Origin of the sequence: Pyrococcus kukulkanii (assembly GCF_041647995.1) — an archaeon.
Classification (GTDB): Archaea; Methanobacteriota_B; Thermococci; order Thermococcales; family Thermococcaceae; genus Pyrococcus.
Genome location: NZ_JARRIB010000001.1, coordinates 556,038 through 573,214 on the forward strand (window position 1 = coordinate 556,038; position 17,177 = coordinate 573,214).

Sequence of the window (17,177 nt, forward strand, 5' to 3'; positions counted from 1 at the left end):
ACTTCAATTACTTCACGCCAAATCTCAACACTAAATGTGAGTGCAACTTGCAGGGAATTTTGGGAATTGCTATTGAAGCTTACAATACGCTAAGCTCTTCTCCCCTGCGTTTTAAGACATAAAATTCTCACGACACTTCCTTCCAGCTGAGTTTCTTTCCCACGCTACCGAGATCCTCAAAGTCATTGTAAGATGAACTTCAGGAACACAAATAGAGTCCATAGATGAAGTCAGGAACCTTCGTGGAACTTCTCACAGCCCCTGGACTGGAATTTTAAGTGCTCTCATATTTTATCGCTTCTTGAGGATGCTTCTGACCATGCCCGATGACGCTAACCTACTCGACGAACCAAGTTAGAACGGTGATAGGGGGTAGAGCCGACTTCCTCCTTGGCGAGGATTCCTCTTGAGCGGTATAACCCAAAGGTTCATTGGTTCGAGCCTATCCTTCTAAGCTTCAGCCCTCCAGATCTGGTCTCCGATAAGCAAGTTTAAGGTTATCTTCAGCAAAAGCTCACAGGGGTCATCTCTCCCATACGAGTAAAATCACTCTAAAGATCCCCAGAACGGCCTTCTATGCTACAAGAATTTAAAAAGGTTTCAATTTATAAGGAGCTGAATTCTCAATTGCCGCATCTCCTACCTCTAATGTTAAAGGGAGAAGTGAAGTGTCATGAAGAAAAAGGATATATTAATAAACTTCAGGCTACCCTGTAGGGATGGTGAAAGTAATGGGATATAGGTTTTGGTTTGTATTCCTTTTAGTTCTGGCAATCTCAATTAGTGGATGTATTGGAGAAAAAGCTACTCAAACCCCAACAACCACCCAGGTACAAGGAAGAACACTTTACAAGCTCCTAGAAAATGAATCCCAGTACGCCGTTACATGGATTTTAAGGCTAGAAAATGAAAGTTCCCTCGTGAGCATATCTACAGGAAAGGCCGTGATATTAAAAGATAAAGTTCTATCCTACAGAGAAGCTAAGGGATTTAAAGACGTACGTTGGAGCTCATCCTCAATAATTTTGTGGGAAAACGGAACTGGCAAGATGATTATGAAGATGACAGTAGGAAACGTTACCAGGCCATATAAGGACATCAAGAAGTTCAACTATACAGTGGCAAAAAGGATAGCCATTCCATATGGGGAGATAGCTCTTACCCTTTCAGATGAATTCAAGTTTAATGAGACGAAAGTTTCAGAAGAATGCAATGATAAATGCACTATGTATATAAAGAAAAGTAATGGGGAAGATGTCTTCGGAGTTTATCCAAACACGTGGAGGATTGAGGTAGTGGAAGCCAATGTAACGTACGATCCGGTGACAAAGAAAATTATTGATGCCAGCATTTACATGAGAACTAGCGAAAAATTTGAGGAAAAAGTAGAGATGGCATTTCATTGGGATAAAGGAACTATTGAGAGCATAAGAAGGGAGCTCGAAGAAATATACAAAGAGTACACTACTCAGTGACCCATCTATTAATGAAAACCTTAATTCCCAGGCTCTTTAACCTGTTTTCTATTTTAGAAACCTCTTCCTCATCTGGCCAGCAATGCTGAGAGCACCAATGATCATCCCTTGGATTTGTAAGGGGTTTACCTACCAAGGGATTCAAGACAACATAAAAATTCGTGTTCACATGTCTAAGGGCCTCTTCAATCCATGGAAGCACGTCAAACTTTTTGGGAACTGGGATTCTCAGTTCCAGAGAAAGGTCGTACTCAGAAATTACTTCTAGACCCCTAAGGAATAACGTCCAAAGTTTCTCACTTGCATTTTTTGGTAGACCATAAAGTTCCTGGGGTGGCGCCTTTATATCAGTGGCAATATGATCCACAAGGTCAAACCTTAGTAACTCCTCCAACGGCCTCACTATCGTTAGGTTGGTGTTCAAGCTGACATCCGCTAAGGGTTTCACATCCTCTAAAAGATCCTTTAGTTCCCTCCACTGCATTAAAGGTTCTCCACCTGTAACGTGGAAGTAATCAATTAGGAAAGAGTGTGAGGAAAGCTCCTCGAGCATTGCATCCCTGGGCAATTCGAAGCACCCCCTTCTTTCGGCTATCCTCCAGTTGTGGCAGAATGGGCACTTGAGGTTGCACCCGCAGAGCCAAAGCGTAAAGGTGACCTTCCCGTGGACGTCAACCATGCTTACCGCTTTCCACCCGCTGGTAAGCATTCAACCACCCCTGTAATGCCTCCTCGTCCAGAACTCCTTCTTCCTGAAGGGATTCCAGTTCTTCAAGGGCCTGTAGTAGCCGATGATCCTGCTCCAGATCTCAACGTCCTCGCTTCCACACTTAGGACAGTGTGTATGCAGACCCGTGGTGGAGTAGCCGCACTTGTTGCAGATGGTTATCGCTGGAGTGTAGCTCCAGTAAACGAGCTCAGTCCTCATGAGCCTCTTGGTCAGCTTCGCGAGGGCCTCAGGATCGGGCTCCTCCCCCAGGAATATGTGCATCATTACTCCTCCGGTGAAGCTCTTCTGAACTTTCTCCTCTATCCTTATCCTGTCGCCAAGCTCAAGAGAGCCGTAGTACGGGGCGATGCTCGTTGAATAAATCGGATTCTCCGGGTCGCTGAGGTATTCCCTAAGCTCTGGAAACTCCTTCAGGTCTTTTATGGCAAGCTTAGCTGCAGCACTTTCCCCAGGAACCTCCTCAACGTTCCAAGGAGTTCCAGTTTTTCTCATCCATTCCCTAGCCTTTGAAGTCGCGAACTCAACCATTTCCTTCATAAGCTCAGCTGCCTTGAGCCAGTCCCGTCTTGAACCTTCTGTCCAGAGCTTTGGATCGTTAAGGTAGATTGCCGCGGCCTCGGGAAGGCCCAAAATTCCAATCGTGTTGAAGTGGCTTGAGGGGAACTCCTCGAGGTAGTTAACTATCATGCTGTACATGTGGGGATAGTTCCTTATAAGAGCCAGATATCTCTCCCTAAACCAGTCCGTGGTTATCTTAACTACCTCTAGAACCCTCTCGTACTCCTCCCAGAACTTATCATCATCCCTCGCCTTAAGGGCTATCCTTGGAAGGTTAACTGTGGTGACGTTTACCGAGCCGGTAACGTCTGGCATGGCCCACAATCCGCCAAAACGCTGTCTCTCAAGTTTTTTAAGGGCCTCTTCCTCAACGCTCTTCCCGCTTAGGCCAAAGGCAAAGGCCATTTCACTTCTATCAATAGCTATCCTACAACAGTTGTGGGTTACTACGCCATCGCTATGAACGAAATGATGGAACTCCTCGACTTCCACGTCATAGAAGTGGTCCTCGACCTCAATCTCCTCGATGCTCTGAATCGCAACCCATCCAATTCCACCCTCGACATCATGATGGGATCTTGCGTATTTAGAATCTCCAATCTTGCCCCTGTAGCTTCCAGGGAAATATACTACAACCGAGCCATCTCTATTCTTCCTGAAGTATGCCGACATCCCAGAAATTGACGCCAAGAATAAAGTATCAAGGGCTAATCCCTCGTTCTTTATGTGCAACTCCCAAGATCCCCTCCTCCAATAACCATCACTCTCCAGTAACCCCCTAAGGAACGCTTTCCTAACCGAGGCAGGAGCTGAGAATATGAACCAGGGAATCCTCTTTTCGTGACTTAATCCAGACACGCCGTTATCATAGAGCGTTCTGGCAAGATAACTGTCATAAATCCTGACATATGTGACGCTTTCCCACCTAGGGTCAACGCTGATCTTGGGCTCCTTCCCTAATACATTCCTCGAAAATTCTATTAGGAATTCTTTGATTTCCGTCTCTTCACTGTTTATTGAAAATTGAATGCCAGTTAGATAGTATCCGCCCCTATGCTTTTCCCCTCGAGTTCTACTCGCCATGTTAGAACTCCTGATTAACGTCCCATCCCCATAGAAAAGCCCCAAAAAGTATCCAAATTTTTCGTCAACTTTAATTTTTCTGCCATCTTCTAGCTCTAATTCAACTTCCTCACCCGGCATTTCATACACTAGAATCGGTATCCTGTAAGGATGCTGCCCATGAGAACGCGTTAATAGTTCCTCAGCTTTCATTAGCCGAACCGATCTATCGTACTTTACGTATACTGGAATTGGATGATCTGGTGAAACCACGATAACCCTGCCATCTACTAGATTTATCCGAATTGCCCTATTAAATTGCTTCCTCAAGAATCTCTTAACTTTCCTCCACCTGATTAACTTATTTTCAATATCAACTGCAAGCACCTCAACGTCTTCCTTCGGGAGGTACCACTCGGCACCATCCTCCTCTTTTGCCTCCAATGCTCCCGCGAATTTCTCAAAGAATTCCTCTATCGTTGAAATGAAGACCTTGCCTTTGTGCCTGTATATAATCCTTTCATCCTTATATAAGCACATTGCATAGCTCGCATCAGGGTCTACAACGTTCGTATTCAGCCAGTAGAAGCTTCCCCTCTTTGCTGCGGTTGTGAAGACAGCCTCGAACACCTCTGGGTCATTCCATATCATATCAGCGGTAACCATGAGCGTTGGGATAGGGAACGTAAAGGGCTGACCTATGGCGTCTCCCTCCCTAAGAACTTCGGTCAATGCTATGAAGAATTCCTTAGCTTCCTTTTCGTACTCTCCCAAAGGCTCAACTTCCCTCCCGTCGTAAACAGCATGATCACCATCGAGCATTTTCTTTGGGGCATCGAGCGTTACCGTGAAGTTCGTGAAAGGTGTCTGGAGGCCAATCCTCGTTGGATAGTTTAGGTTGTAGACTAATCTTTGAATGTTCTGCCTTATCTTCCTTCTGTCAAGGTTTTCCTTCCTTATGAACGGCCCAGCGTACCACTCAACGCTACTAAAGGCCTGAGCTCCAGAGAAGTAGTGCTGAAGAGTTATCAGGTAATTTGCCACGTGGTCAACGAAGGTGTCGAAGTGCCTCGCGGGCCTTGAGATTATGGTGGGCGTCTTTAAGCCTTTCTTAAGCAACCTAGATATGCTGTGGCCCGTGCAGTAGGGAATGTAAAGACTGTATGGGAGCTTGTGGATGTAGATATCTCCATTAAAGTGGGCCTTTCTCCCAACCTCTGGAATCAGGTTTATGCTGTCCTTTAATGCTTCTTCCATAACATAGGCAAAGAAACCGCTCGGCCCAGGGTATCTATTTGCGTTTTCCAAGACGTCTAGGCTCCCCCACCTTGCATATTCGTGAATCATGTCTGAAACTTTTTCCATATTTTACCCCCCCTCTTGGATATTTTGTCCAAGTTTTTAGTATTTAATCCTCCAGTTATAGGAGTTATGGATAAAATAACCAACAAATTATCGAGAATTGAGACAAGGATATATCACAATGTCAAATATGAAGAAGAGAACCGCCAATTTGACAACATAATAGAAGTTAGACGTGGAAAACGAAAATCTAAAGAACAATATAATGTCATTCTGACAACTAGATTATAGCCTCCTCTGTAGATTTGTCAAAGACATGAATCCTCTCAACATCCATGACCACGTTTACTTCTTTCCCGACCTCCAGCGGGATGTGTCCTGGGAGCTTGACCTTGATGAGCTCATCACCAAGGACTACATGAACTATAGTGTCCGTACCTAAAGCCTCAACGAAATCAACCCTGCCTTTAACTTTCGTCGTTCTCTTCATATGGGCCATCTCGCCGATTCCCTCAATTATCATGTGCTCTGGCCTTATTCCAAAGAGAACATCCTTGCCCATGTAGTCCTTTAATAGATCCATTATATCGTGGGGTAGTTCTATCTTGAACCCTCTCCCCTCTAAGTAGTTCTCCCTAACTGACACTTCGAGGATGTTCATCTCAGGGGCACCAATGAACGTCGCAACGAACACCGACTTTGGATTCAGGTAAACCTCGGTTGGTGGACCAACTTGGAGCAACTTTCCTTGATTCATCACCGCTATCCTGTCTCCCATTGTCATTGCCTCAACTTGGTCGTGGGTTACGTAGATCGTGGTGACCTTGAGCCTTTGCTGGAGCTTCTTTATCTCGGCCCTCATCGCGACCCTTAACTTAGCGTCAAGGTTGCTTAAGGGTTCGTCCATTAGGAGAACGTCAGGCTCAACTACTATGGCTCTAGCAACTGCAACCCTCTGCCTCTGACCTCCAGAAAGTTGCGCTGGATACCTGTCAAGGAGGCTCTCTATCTGGAGAAGTTCAGCGGCCCATCTAACTTTTTTGTCAATCTCTTGCTTTGAAAACTTCTTTATCCTCAGCGGAAAGGCTATATTGTCATAAACCGTCATGTGAGGCCAAACCGCATAGCTCTGGAAGACCATGCTTATGTTCCTGTCCTTGGGTGGTAGGTAGGTTACATCCCTATCACCAAAGTATATCTTCCCCTCGGTTGGTTCTTCCAAGCCGGCTATCATTCTTAATGTTGTTGTCTTTCCACAACCGCTCGGCCCCAGCAAGACTAAGAATTCGCCATCCTTGATCGTTAGATTGAGTTTATTTACCGCAGTGAAGTCTCCAAACTTCTTTGTCAGGTTTTCAAGCCTAACCTCAACCATCCTCAATCACCTCAAGGTTATTCCCCACATCGTCACGAGGTACCTCCTCGCGAAGAATATGAACAGCATCGCTGGAAGTATCATTATGAATGCAGCAGCGAATTTATAGTAGGCAGGAGCCGCACCTCCAGCCGCCCCGGCAACTATGGAGAGGATCTGGGCTGGAAGAGTTCTATTCTTCAGGGTTAAGATCGATGCTACGAATACCTCATTCCAGCTCATGACGAACGTGAACATTGCAGCAGCCGCTAATCCTGGAAGAGCCAAGGGGAGAGTAATGTTCTTGAAAGCACCGAACCTTGTTAGACCAAAAACCATCGCTGCTTCTTCTAGCTCCTTATCCACCCCAGCGAAAATGCTTGAAGTTATTAGGATTACGAAGGGGAGGGCCATTGCCGTGTGGGCTAAAGCAACTCCCAATAGTGTGTCAATTAAGTTTAGCTTTATGTACAGCACAACTAGAGGAATTGCCATAACAGGTATGGGAAACATCCTTAATGCGACTATGGAGAGCTTTATAGTGTCTTTACCCTTAAACGCGTACCTTGCAATCGCGTACCCTGCCGGAATGCCCAGGACAAAGCTTATTACAATGGTAAGAACGGCCACGATGACACTGTTCTTTATGCCATCCCAAGCTCCCAAAGTGAAGAGTATAGTCTTGACCCATTCTGTTGTAAAGTGCGTGGGAATTATCTTATGAGGATCGTAGTAGTCCTGCTTGGTTGAGAATGCATAGAGAGCAGAGACTATTATCGGAATTAGGATCCACGCAACGACCGTGAAAATGAATGCATAAAAAGCCACTTTCTTTAGCATAAACTTAGTCTTGTCGTTCATGTCCTCACCTCCAAGTACTCAGCTTTTAGGAACTTGACGTACAGTGCCCCAAGGATTATCGAGAGCAATGCGATAGTCAATGCATAAATTGACGCAACTCCATAGTCTTTAATTTCCGTCAATTGATAGAATCCCTCTCCGGCCAGAACTGGAATATCTCTCCCTGCTAAGATCCAGACGACACCGAAGACCTGCATCGCAAACAGTGTTCTAATTATTAGGGCACTCTGGATGCTTGGTTTAAGCATTGGGATTACTATTTTCCTGAGCCTCGTCCAGTAACCAGCACCAAACACTTCAGCAGCTTCGAGGTACTCCCTACTAATCATTTGCAATCCTGCAAGTATTATGACAAAGACTATGGCAGTAGCCCTCCACACCTCGGCTATAACTATGGCCAGAAACTCCATCATCCTATACTCGTAACCAAAGAAGTGGATCGGCTGGGAAACGAGGCCCAAGTTCAGAAGTAGCTTGTTCATAAAACCATAATCGGAAAGCATCGTGTACCAGATTAAGCCCGCAGCAACATCACTAATCGTTAGGGGAATTATCAAAGAATATATTGTAAAGTCTTTACCTCTAAATGCCCTATTAACTGCTAAAGCTAATATTAAAGCTAGAATTAACTGAACTGGCACGATAGCTACCGCAAGCAGTATAGTGTACTTGAGGGCCTGCCAAAAGGTCGGGTCAGAGGTAGCTCTTCTAACTGTCTCAAGAGAAAACGCCCCATTCTTTGTAAAAGCTAAGTAAAGAGCCTGAACTAGAGGATAACCAATAAAAAATAGAAGATATGCCACCGCTGGCAAGAGAAGCAAATAAGGAACATGTTTTGCTTTCATGCCAACCCCTCCAAAGTTAAAAAGAAAAGGAGAGAATCATGGCTCAGGAATTCCCTTCTCCTTGAAGAGATTGTGAAGTTTTGGCCCTAGCTCACTAATAACCTTCTGTGGATCCTCACCTTGGAGGATTATTCTCTTAAAGGCATCCCTGTAGATACCGCTGAACTCACCACCCTTCTCACCAAGGTTTGGAATCATGACAATTAAAGCATCCTTTGTTGATGATTGTGCAGTTACTCCCTCAACTAGAATCTTAAGTGGCCCCTCTGGAACGGCATTAGCGGCTTCTTTTACTGTTGGGAAGAATCCTACCTTCTCTAGAACTTTAACCTGGGTTTCTGGCTGAGTAAGATAGTCAATGAGCTTCCAAGCCTCATCTGGGTGTGGAGCGTTCTTTGGAATTGCAAGTCCTGCCAGCACTACAATGAACCCCCTGCCCTTCGGTCCCCTTGGAACTGGGACTACCACGAATTGGTCGGGCTTAGTCACAATGGCATTCTTTATTCTAGCTGTGTGATCCCAGGCAATTAGAACCTCACCCTGTAAGAGTGGGTCTGCCATTGCATCCCAGGTCGTTGATGCTGGATTAGTGTACTTCCAGAGCTCCTTGAAGTAGTTCCACATATCTATTGCCTCAGAGCTGTCGAACTTCTTAGCCTCATATCCTGTAAAGCTCGGATAGAGATAACCATGTATGAACCTGTGTAATAATCCTTTTGGCCCAGCCGGAAGCCCAAAGGCTTTCTTTCCAGTCTTTTCATAGATGTTCTTAACCCAAGCTAAGAGATTCTCATAGGTCCACTTCTCAGTTCCCTGGATAACATCCTGCTCGGTAAGTCCCGATGGGAGGTACTTAAAGGCTTCCTTGTTGACAACCATAACATAGGTTGCACTCATCCATGGAACGTAGAAGACCTTACCGTTCCTATCGGTGGCGTAGTTCATGTAGCTCTCTATGAACGTTCTTCCTTGGAGGGTCTTTACCTTATCACTCAAATCAGTTAGCCAGCCCTTAGCATTAAAGTAATCAAGACCACCGTGAAGATCTGCAACAACGTCAATGGTCACTTGCCCAGATTGCTCCTCACCTTCAAGCCTCGTTGCTAGATCAGAGTAACTTATGGGGATAAAATCGACATCAATGCTGGTCTTATCTTTAAAGGGCGGAATAAGCTCATTTAGGACAAAAGCTCTTTCTTCTGGTGGATTCAGCTGTGTAGAAGCCCATACGATTTTCGTTGGCCCTCCCCCACCAATACATCCACTGACAAACACTGCTACAGCTAAGAGGAGGGCTGCTAAAATCCCAACAGCCTTCTTCATATTTACTCACCAAGGTATATAAAATGCACACACCTTTATTTATTTTTCCCTCTGAAACTTCATTTTCCCAAAATGGGCTTTAGACATGTCAATTTCAATCTGAAAAGGTTGACTCTAGATTTTTGACATAAATCCTAACATTTTTAATACTAATTAGGCTAGCCTAAACGGGGATAAAGATGAAAGAGATTACAAGAGAGTGGGAGAACGCGATAAAAGAAAAGAACTGTGAAAAGCTCCTTGAGATTATTGAAGATTACCTAGACATAATAGAAGAGGAAGAACAGTTGAAAAAGGAGCTGGAAAGGGCAGGACAAGTTGCAATAGAATGCGAGAACTTTGATTTAATCCACGAAATCGCACACACGTACGAGCACTTAGGGGAAACAGAAAAAGGAATAGAATTGTACAAAAAGGTTGTTGAAAAAAGGAAAGGTAAAGACAGAGAGGAGTACGCGGAAGCACTTTATTACCTAGCTGATGCGTATGAGCACTTTGGGATGCCTGAAGAGGCCCTAAAAGCCTATGAAGAACTCCTTAAGGTAGAGGAAGAACTAGGAAATGAGAAGGAGAAGGCACTAACACTTGCCAACATCGCGATCGTTAAGGATGAGCTCGAAGAGACGGAAGAGGCAATAAGAATAATGGAGAAGGCGAGGAACATCTTCGCAAAGCTAAATGACGAGAAGAACTACCTTATAAGCCTGATCGACCTAGCCCACTTCCACTACGAGCTAGGAGAGTACGAGAAGGCAATGAAACTTATACAAGAAGTCCTAAGGAACCCCATAGATGAGGAGATAGAGGTTCACTCAAGGCTCGTTGAGAGTGAAATATACGCGGGAAGAGGAGAGAACAAGAAAGCTGCTTTAAGCTTAAGAAAGGCGCTTCAGAGGGCGGAGAGTGATGAAGATCTATATGGGATTGCATTCGAGTCAGTCCTCGAGTTTATTGAGGGGCTCTTCAACGAATCAAACTATCAGGCCTTAAAAGATGTAGCCCCAGTATTCGCCGAGCTCTTTGAAGATGACACGAGACAGTTCTTCCAGGCGATAGAGAAGCTTGCAGAGTGGAGACTTGGAAACGAAGAAGCAAAGAAAGAGTTCGAGGAGCTATATGGAAAAATAGAGAACGAAGATTTAAAGGCAATGCTTGACGAGTGGAAGAGGCCCAAGCTCAGTTTGGGTTTAAGCCTTTAAATCCTTGATACAGTCTCAACCTCAGCGCTCTCTACGTTCTCCACTTCTTTGAACTTCTCCGCAACTTCATCGAATGAATAACCCTCTTCATCCTTTCCAAGGACGTAGAACTTTAGTGCAACTAAACCGAAGGCTATTGGCTCCCTCTCGACCTTTGCAAGGCCATACTTCTCTGGAATTACTGCCTTAAGCTTCTCCTCAAGCTCATCAAGGTTTACCTCTGGGTCGCTTGGCATTACCCTAATAACCCCAACAAGGTTGAAGTCGCTCATTCAGGGTCCCTCCCATCCACACTTCGGGCACTTATAAGGCTTCGCTAGAAGCCTGCAGGTTTCACATCTCCAGATTATAGCTTCGCCGCAGTTGGGACAGACGAAGTGAGTGGCATGCTCCCTAGGTGTGATCTCCCTTCCACATGAGGTACATACGGGTATCTCGAACTTCATCTTAACTGCCTCTGCCAACACCCACACCCCCAGAAGGGAAGGTTTTTCTTTTTAACTGTCATCGGGTTAAAGAGGCCACTTATAAATCTTTCCCTAGCAACTCTCGAACGGTTCTCCTCACGGCTTCGTGGCTGTTCAGCCTCGGTCTCCAGCCAGTCCTCTTGGCCTTGCTTATATCGAGGAGCATCAACTTAACATCTCCCTTCCAGCCCCTTCCCCCATCAACACCACCCGTGAACTTGAACTCGGGACTCAGGCCCATCTCCTCGCTGACTATCTCGGCTATCTCCCTAACGGTTATCCAGTCCTCGTTACCCAAGTTGTAGAAGTCGACCCTCTTACCCTCCTTTCTGAAGTGCTCGAATATCGTGAGCATGCCCTCAATTGTATCACTCACGTGAAGGTAGCTCTTCCTCTGAGTCCCATCCCCCAAAATCTCAAGCTCCTCAGGATTCCTCCTCAGCTTGTTTATGAAATCATAGATGACGCCATGGTTAGACCTCTTCCCTATTATGTTTGCAAGCCTAATTATCAGGGCGTTGAAGTCAAAAGTGTGAGCGTAGCCACTTATCATGGCCTCAGCCGCCAGCTTAGCTCCCCCATAAACGCTTATTGGCTCAAGGGGAGCATAGTCTTCCGGGGTCGGAAGCTTCTCGGCGTCACCGTAGACGGTTGAAGATGATGTAAAGACCAAGTACTTAGCGTTAGAATCCCTCATGGCCTGAAGGAGGTTATAAGTTATCAGCACATTCGTCTCATAAAGGAGCTCGGGGCTTTGGGAGCCTATCCTGACTTCAGGGTTTGCAGCAAGATGAAAGACAACGTCAACATCCTTCACAGCCTCCTCCACTATCCCAGGATCCCTCATGTCTCCCTTTATGAACTCGAACCTCTCGTGATCGAGCCACCTCTCTATATTCTCAAGGACTCCAGCGCTCAAGTCATCAAGAACCCTTACCTCATATCCCCTCTCCATCAACGCATCCACCAAGTGAGACCCTATAAACCCAGCACCCCCCGTCACCAAAACCCTCATTTTACCACCCAAAAAGGTTTCCCATTAACCTTATTTACACTTTTCCAATGTTAAGATGGGGGAGAAAGTGGAGGGTAAAGCTTTCATCGAGATCATGAGACCCCACAACTGCATCTTAGCTGGGATAGTTGGCATTTTAGGTGCCCTAGTTGCCTATGAGGGAATTCCCGGACTGAAAAAGCTAGCCCTAATATTTTTGGTGGTGTACTTCGGCTGTTCTGCGGGGAACACCATTAATGACTACTTCGACTACGAGATAGACAAGATAAACAGGCCAGAGAGGCCGATCCCCAGGGGGGCAATTCCCAGGAAGGTCGCATTGTACTATGCATTAATTCAGTACTCAATTGGGTTAATCCTAGCATATTTCCTTGGGGTTGAAGCGTTTCTCTTCGCATTTGTAGCTTACGCTCTAACTTTCCTTTATGCATGGAAGCTCAAGCCCCTTCCCTTCGTGGGGAATTTAGCCGTGGCAACGCTAACCGGAGTTACCCCAATATATGGGGCTGTTGGAGTAGGTAGAATTGGGCTTGCCGGGTACTTGGCCGTATGCGCGTTCCTCGTTAATGTTGCGAGGGAGATAATGAAGGACATTGAAGACGTTGAAGGGGACAGGGAGATGGGAGCGAGAACCCTGCCAATAATCCTGGGAGAGAGAAAGGCTGGAATAATAGCTTCAATCTTTGGCTTCGCCACAGTTATAGCTTCATTCCTTCCTGTTAAGGTTGGAATAGGGCTGGGATACGCCCCAATGATAATAGTAGATGGCATGATATTAAAGGCAAGCATCGATGTTCTGAGAGATCCCAAGAAGGCCAATAAGTCACAGAAAAGTTTGAAGATGGCTACATTCATAGCAGTTATAAGCTTCTTGTTAGGAGCATTAACCAGGGGGGTATGAAAAATGTTGGAGGACATAATTAGGGAGAACATGGATAAGGATGGGCTGTGGCTTGTTATTACTTTTAAAACGCAATCCGGCCCATTAGATACTATGAAAATGCTCGAAAAAGCTGTAAGAAAAGCTGGATGGGAGGTAACGTTTAAGGCAAACTGGTGGACAGCGGATATTCCCTATGGCCTAGTCAGGATTGACGCAAAGAAGGGAGATAAAGAAAAGATCATCCTGGGAAAGTGGATCCTGGGGAAAGAGCTTGAGGTTATAGGAGTTCAAAACCTAGACTTAGAGAGGGGTAAAGAAGAGTTCTTCAGGATGGTTGACAGTATAACATCAACCCTAATCCATGACCCCGTGATAAGGACGATGAGGGAGCAGTACTGATGCTTGAGTTCGCGGTTCTTGGATTAGGCATAGGCTTCCTCGCTGGGCTCCTCGGGGTGGGAGGAGGTTTCCTGATAGTTCCCACCCTAGTTATCCTGGGGAAGCCCATTCACCTCGCAATAGGGACGAGCTTGGCGTGCATAACGGTAAGCTCCTTCTCTTCGGCCGTGACCCATCTAAGAAGGGATTCCGTGTTACCTAAAGTTGTTTTGTTGAAAGAGGTATTTTCAGTTCCCTCCGCGATTTTAGGCTCCTATGCCTCGTCCCTATTGCCTGAGAAAGCCCTCAGGATAGCGTTTGGGATTTTACTCCTGTACCTCTCCTACACCCTTCTGAAGAAGAGAGAAGAGGGTGATGAAAATCCGAACATAAACTACAGAGCGATTCCGATAATAGGGATCATATCAGGAACTATGAGCGGTCTCCTGGGGATAAGTGGTGGAGTTCTAAACGTCCCGCTGTTCCACTCTCTGGCAGGGATACCAATGAGGTACGCCATAGGAACTTCAAGCCTTGCCCTATTCTTTACGGCGCTCGCCGGGAGCATAGGGCACTACAGGTTGGGCCACGTTGACCCCAGGATAATCCTAACCCTAGCCCCAGGACTGATAGTGGGAGGCTACCTTGGAGCCACTACTGCCCACAAGACACATCCAGAAATCCTCAAGAAGATTTTTGCAATGTTTTTGGTGATTATGGCCTTGAGGATGATCCTTTAAAAGAATAAAATTATTAAAGCCTCCCCCCTCACGACCTCCAAGGCTCTCTTAGCATCCTCCTTGAATTCGGGGTAGCCAAGTCTCTCCATGGTCTCCGGCAGTGGGACGCCGAGCTCCTCATGCCATCCTCTAAGCCTGTAGAACTCCTTCCTCGCCTCAAGGAAGTCATTGTAGTCTATAAATGCAGCGTTGCCCTTAGCAGGACCATTGGGCTCTGGCTCCCACCACCTTGGGGGTATGATGTCATCCAAAGGCGGAGTTACCCAGTCCAAAGCATTATGAATCCTGGCTATGCTCTCAACTGCCCAAGCAACTCTCCTTAGCTTTTCAACGCTCCACTCCCTTCCCGTGACTATTGAGAAGAACTTAGCGAGATCATCAAGCTTGTAGGGAACGAACTTACAGACCCCAAGCATATCGAAGATGTAGCTCTCGTCCCTGGCCTCAATCAACGAAGGAACGAGCTCTTTAGCGGGCCCTTGATTTGGCAGCTGATGGGGCCTCGGCCAGCCCCTCATGTGGGAGGCCCCAACGTCGGCCGTTGCATAGCTTAAGGCGTAAGTCCTCCTACCCCTTGGATCCCAGGCCGGAGCTTCTAGGCCCTTAACGTGAACCGCAAACTCGCAACCCCTTCCTAGGATCTCGCAGGCCCTCTTAACTCCCTCCGCCAAGACGGCCCCAATACCCTTCCTCTCGGCTATTAGCATGAGCAGTTTTCCTCAGCCTCCTCATCGCCAAATCCCTTGACCTTAAACCCTATCTCTTCCCCCGTTATTAATCCCCTCTCAACAAGCTCAAAGAACCAGCCTATGACGTTTCCAGCGGCTATGCTGTCGAGACCGAGGTCATTGGCAAGGTGGTTGAAGTACGCCACCGCCGGAAAGTTGAATACACCCGTTGCGGCACCGAGCATGGCTATGCTTTCGTACTCTGGCTTCACCCTTATCCTCCTGCCCCTGTACTCAACCTCTACATAACGGGCGCACTTAATCGGACAGCTCTTTCCGTGGATGAACCATTCCGGCTCTATCTCATACTTCTTAACTTCATCCCCAGCCAATTTGCTCGCCAGCTCGTCGGGAATGTATGGCCTCGAGAAGTTGTAGGCAGGGCTCATTCCCAGGGAGGCTGAGCTCCTTAGGCCATCCGTGGTTCCGTAATTGCGGGTGTGCTCGTACTTGGGATCTGTGGCATAGGAATCGTAGTACTCCTTCCAGAGCCTCTCGTACTCCTCTCTATTGGCTACCTCAGGCTTCTCCCCAGGCTCAACTACCACGGCTTTAAGGTTCTTGCTACCCATCACCGCTCCAAGGCCTCCCCTTCCGCTGGCCCTCTCTGAGTCGTAAACTATGTTCGCTATTCTCACCCTGTTTTCCCCGGCCCTCCCTATCATCGCTATGCTGGCCTTTGGATACTTCCTCCAGAGCTCGTTAGTTGCCTCGTAAACTCCCTTCCCCCATAGCTCCCCAGCATCTCTGATCTCGGCCTGGCCCTCGTAGATGTGGATGTAAACTGGTTCTTCCGCCCTCCCCTCTATTATCACGGCATCAAAGTGACCCTTGAGCTTTGAACCAAAGGCATCTCCACCGCTCGAATCACTTATTAGCCTAGTCTCGGGACTTTTGCTCACGGCTATAACCTTACTGGATCCTGGGATTAGACCGGTTAGGGCTCCAGGAACGAAGAGCAACTTATTCCCCGGGCTGAAGGGGTCTGTCCCTAGGGGAACCTCCTTGTACATGAGATAATAGCCGAGCCCCTTCCCGCCGATGAACTTCTCTATAACATCATCCTCAAGGGGTTCTATTAAAACATCACCGCTTGTTAGATCGACCCTGAGAATTTTCCCCTTGTAACCTTTCATTAGTCCCCCTTACCTGGGGTTAAGCTAAGACGTTTAAGAAAATTGTTCGGCAGATGTGTTTATCGGAAGAGTTTTATAAATGATTATATAATCACGATTACACAAAAGTTCGTCGACAGGGAGGAGGAGCTAAGGACACTTAGGAAAGCCTTCGAGAGGGGATCCCTCGTTATAATATATGGAAGGAGGAGAGTCAGAAAGACAAGGCTCTTAGTTGAGGCATCAAAGGACTTTAGGACTCTCTATCACCTCTGTAAGGAGGAAGAAATCCACGAAACTTTAAAGACACTCAACGCGAAGCTCTTCTCACTTACAAACGACATCTCCCTGCTGAAGCATCCAATTAAGTCATTTTATGAGTTCTTTGAGCGACTTCCCGAAGATGTAGTTGTAATATTTGACGAATTTCAGATTTTAACTAAGTATAATACAAGAACATCTAGACTTCAGAGGAAAAGGAGTCATAGTACTCTGCGGTTCCAGCATTTCAATGATGGAGGATTTGATACCATATGGCAGCCCGCTCTATGGAAGGAGGACTCTCTCCCTAAAGGTAGAACCACTTAAGTTCCATGATATCCACGAGTTCCTCCCAGGATACAGTCTTGAAGATCTTGTGAAAGTTTACGGAATGGTCGATGGAATCCCAGAGTAGATCCTTCATTATCGCCAGAGGAGAATGCAAAAGAGGAGTTCTTCAATAGAGGATTTCTCTACGAAGAAGCCGAGTATCTGCTCCGCTACGAGCTTCGCGACCTCAGCACTTACAATACAATACTCGAGGCGATAAGCTACGGCTACCGCTCCTTCAACGAGCTGAAGAACGCGACGGGCTCGAGAGCTCAAAACTAACGCGATACCTCAGCATACTCCTAAACCTCGGAATAGTTGGCAGAGAAGCACCACCGACCTCCTCCCCGCCCTGAAGGGCGAGGGTTCCTCTTGGGTGTCATTACCCCAGCCCTTCAAGGCCTTCATCGGTTTGCGGGCTCATCACCTACTCCCGTCGCCGGTTTCGGCTCAGCCCGCGGGCCCGGTCTAGGGCCCGTTACCCCTACCCGCCCAAGCGGGCTCGGGGTTTATCGATTGAGAGGACGCCTACCGGCGTCATCCTCCCCAAC

17 protein-coding genes and 1 pseudogene are annotated in these 17,177 nt (G+C 46.7%); 7 read left to right on the plus strand and 11 right to left on the minus strand.

All coding sequences use genetic code 11. The features are described 5' to 3' along the window. Positions 1-719 precede the first annotated feature (719 nt). Positions 720-1,475 carry a hypothetical protein gene (locus P8X24_RS03385; RefSeq protein ID WP_372914058.1) on the plus strand — a complete coding sequence of 252 codons (756 nt, stop codon included), beginning with the start codon at positions 720-722 and terminating at the stop codon, positions 1,473-1,475. Here the strand turns inward: P8X24_RS03385 and P8X24_RS03390 are convergent. The 6 genes from P8X24_RS03390 to P8X24_RS03415 all read right to left on the minus strand — a co-directional run bounded on the left by P8X24_RS03390 (position 1,465) and on the right by P8X24_RS03415 (position 9,510). Further along, positions 1,465-2,184 carry an anaerobic ribonucleoside-triphosphate reductase activating protein gene (locus tag P8X24_RS03390; RefSeq protein ID WP_372914059.1) on the minus strand — a complete coding sequence of 240 codons (720 nt, stop codon included), beginning with the start codon at positions 2,182-2,184 and terminating at the stop codon, positions 1,465-1,467. The genes P8X24_RS03385 and P8X24_RS03390 overlap by 11 nt on opposite strands. After that, entirely contained in the window at positions 2,185-5,190 is a 3,006-nt protein-coding gene (locus P8X24_RS03395) for an anaerobic ribonucleoside triphosphate reductase (protein ID WP_372914060.1), read from the minus strand. Between the two features lie 217 nt (positions 5,191-5,407). Next, on the minus strand, positions 5,408-6,502 hold the full coding sequence (locus P8X24_RS03400; protein WP_372914061.1) for an ABC transporter ATP-binding protein: 1,095 nt from the start codon (positions 6,500-6,502) through the stop codon (positions 5,408-5,410). A 6-nt stretch (positions 6,503-6,508) separates the two neighbouring features. Further along, complete coding sequence (locus tag P8X24_RS03405; protein WP_372914062.1) at positions 6,509-7,342, minus strand: carbohydrate ABC transporter permease; 834 nt, start codon at positions 7,340-7,342, stop codon at positions 6,509-6,511. Next, positions 7,339-8,187 (minus strand): carbohydrate ABC transporter permease, encoded by an 849-nt coding sequence (locus tag P8X24_RS03410; protein WP_372914063.1) that lies wholly within the window; start codon positions 8,185-8,187, stop codon positions 7,339-7,341. Before P8X24_RS03410 ends, P8X24_RS03405 begins: the two co-directional genes overlap by 4 nt. Before the next feature lie 36 nt (positions 8,188-8,223). Then, a complete protein-coding gene (locus tag P8X24_RS03415; protein ID WP_372914064.1) occupies positions 8,224-9,510 on the minus strand; it encodes an ABC transporter substrate-binding protein in 1,287 nt (428 codons plus the stop codon). 179 nt (positions 9,511-9,689) lie between these two features. On the opposite strand from P8X24_RS03415, the gene P8X24_RS03420 reads away from it, so the two are divergent. Then, a complete protein-coding gene (locus P8X24_RS03420) occupies positions 9,690-10,709 on the plus strand; it encodes a tetratricopeptide repeat protein (RefSeq protein ID WP_372914065.1) in 1,020 nt (339 codons plus the stop codon). Here the strand turns inward: P8X24_RS03420 and P8X24_RS03425 are convergent. The 3 genes from P8X24_RS03425 to P8X24_RS03435 all read right to left on the minus strand — a co-directional run bounded on the left by P8X24_RS03425 (position 10,706) and on the right by P8X24_RS03435 (position 12,191). Beyond that, positions 10,706-10,981 (minus strand): elongation factor 1-beta, encoded by a 276-nt coding sequence (locus P8X24_RS03425; RefSeq protein ID WP_068322730.1) that lies wholly within the window; start codon positions 10,979-10,981, stop codon positions 10,706-10,708. The genes P8X24_RS03420 and P8X24_RS03425 overlap by 4 nt on opposite strands. Beyond that, positions 10,982-11,155 carry a zinc finger domain-containing protein gene (locus tag P8X24_RS03430; protein ID WP_372914188.1) on the minus strand — a complete coding sequence of 58 codons (174 nt, stop codon included), beginning with the start codon at positions 11,153-11,155 and terminating at the stop codon, positions 10,982-10,984. Between the two features lie 79 nt (positions 11,156-11,234). Then, positions 11,235-12,191, minus strand: a complete 957-nt coding sequence (locus tag P8X24_RS03435) for an NAD-dependent epimerase/dehydratase family protein (protein WP_372914066.1) — start codon at positions 12,189-12,191, stop codon at positions 11,235-11,237. A 67-nt stretch (positions 12,192-12,258) separates the two neighbouring features. Here P8X24_RS03435 and P8X24_RS03440 point away from each other — a divergent pair, with 67 nt between their 5' ends. From P8X24_RS03440 to P8X24_RS03450, 3 genes are read left to right on the plus strand one after another with little or no spacing between them, the layout of a single operon-like run. Continuing rightward, positions 12,259-13,092, plus strand: a complete 834-nt coding sequence (locus P8X24_RS03440) for a geranylgeranylglycerol-phosphate geranylgeranyltransferase (RefSeq protein ID WP_372914067.1) — start codon at positions 12,259-12,261, stop codon at positions 13,090-13,092. A 3-nt stretch (positions 13,093-13,095) separates the two neighbouring features. After that, on the plus strand, positions 13,096-13,473 hold the full coding sequence (locus P8X24_RS03445; protein ID WP_372914068.1) for a ribonucleoside-triphosphate reductase: 378 nt from the start codon (positions 13,096-13,098) through the stop codon (positions 13,471-13,473). Then, positions 13,473-14,192, plus strand: coding sequence for a sulfite exporter TauE/SafE family protein (locus tag P8X24_RS03450; RefSeq protein WP_372914069.1), 720 nt, complete (start codon positions 13,473-13,475; stop codon positions 14,190-14,192). The genes P8X24_RS03445 and P8X24_RS03450 overlap by 1 nt, the downstream gene beginning before the upstream one ends. Here the strand turns inward: P8X24_RS03450 and P8X24_RS03455 are convergent. Next, positions 14,189-16,056, minus strand: a pseudogene (locus P8X24_RS03455) (aldehyde ferredoxin oxidoreductase family protein). The gene P8X24_RS03450 and the pseudogene P8X24_RS03455 sit on opposite strands and share 4 nt — an antisense overlap. Before the next feature lie 42 nt (positions 16,057-16,098). Here P8X24_RS03455 and P8X24_RS03460 point away from each other — a divergent pair. Both P8X24_RS03460 and P8X24_RS03465 read left to right on the plus strand, forming a co-directional pair. Then, positions 16,099-16,623, plus strand: coding sequence for an AAA family ATPase (locus P8X24_RS03460; protein WP_372914196.1), 525 nt, complete (start codon positions 16,099-16,101; stop codon positions 16,621-16,623). Beyond that, positions 16,550-16,711 carry a hypothetical protein gene (locus P8X24_RS03465; protein WP_372914189.1) on the plus strand — a complete coding sequence of 54 codons (162 nt, stop codon included), beginning with the start codon at positions 16,550-16,552 and terminating at the stop codon, positions 16,709-16,711. The genes P8X24_RS03460 and P8X24_RS03465 overlap by 74 nt, the downstream gene beginning before the upstream one ends. A gap of 8 nt (positions 16,712-16,719) precedes the next feature. Here P8X24_RS03465 and P8X24_RS03470 read toward each other — a convergent pair whose 3' ends face one another. Continuing rightward, the gene (locus P8X24_RS03470; RefSeq protein ID WP_372914070.1) at positions 16,720-16,902 is read right to left on the minus strand and encodes a hypothetical protein; all 183 of its coding nucleotides are present in this window, start codon (positions 16,900-16,902) and stop codon (positions 16,720-16,722) included. Positions 16,903-17,177: the final 275 nt, after the last annotated feature.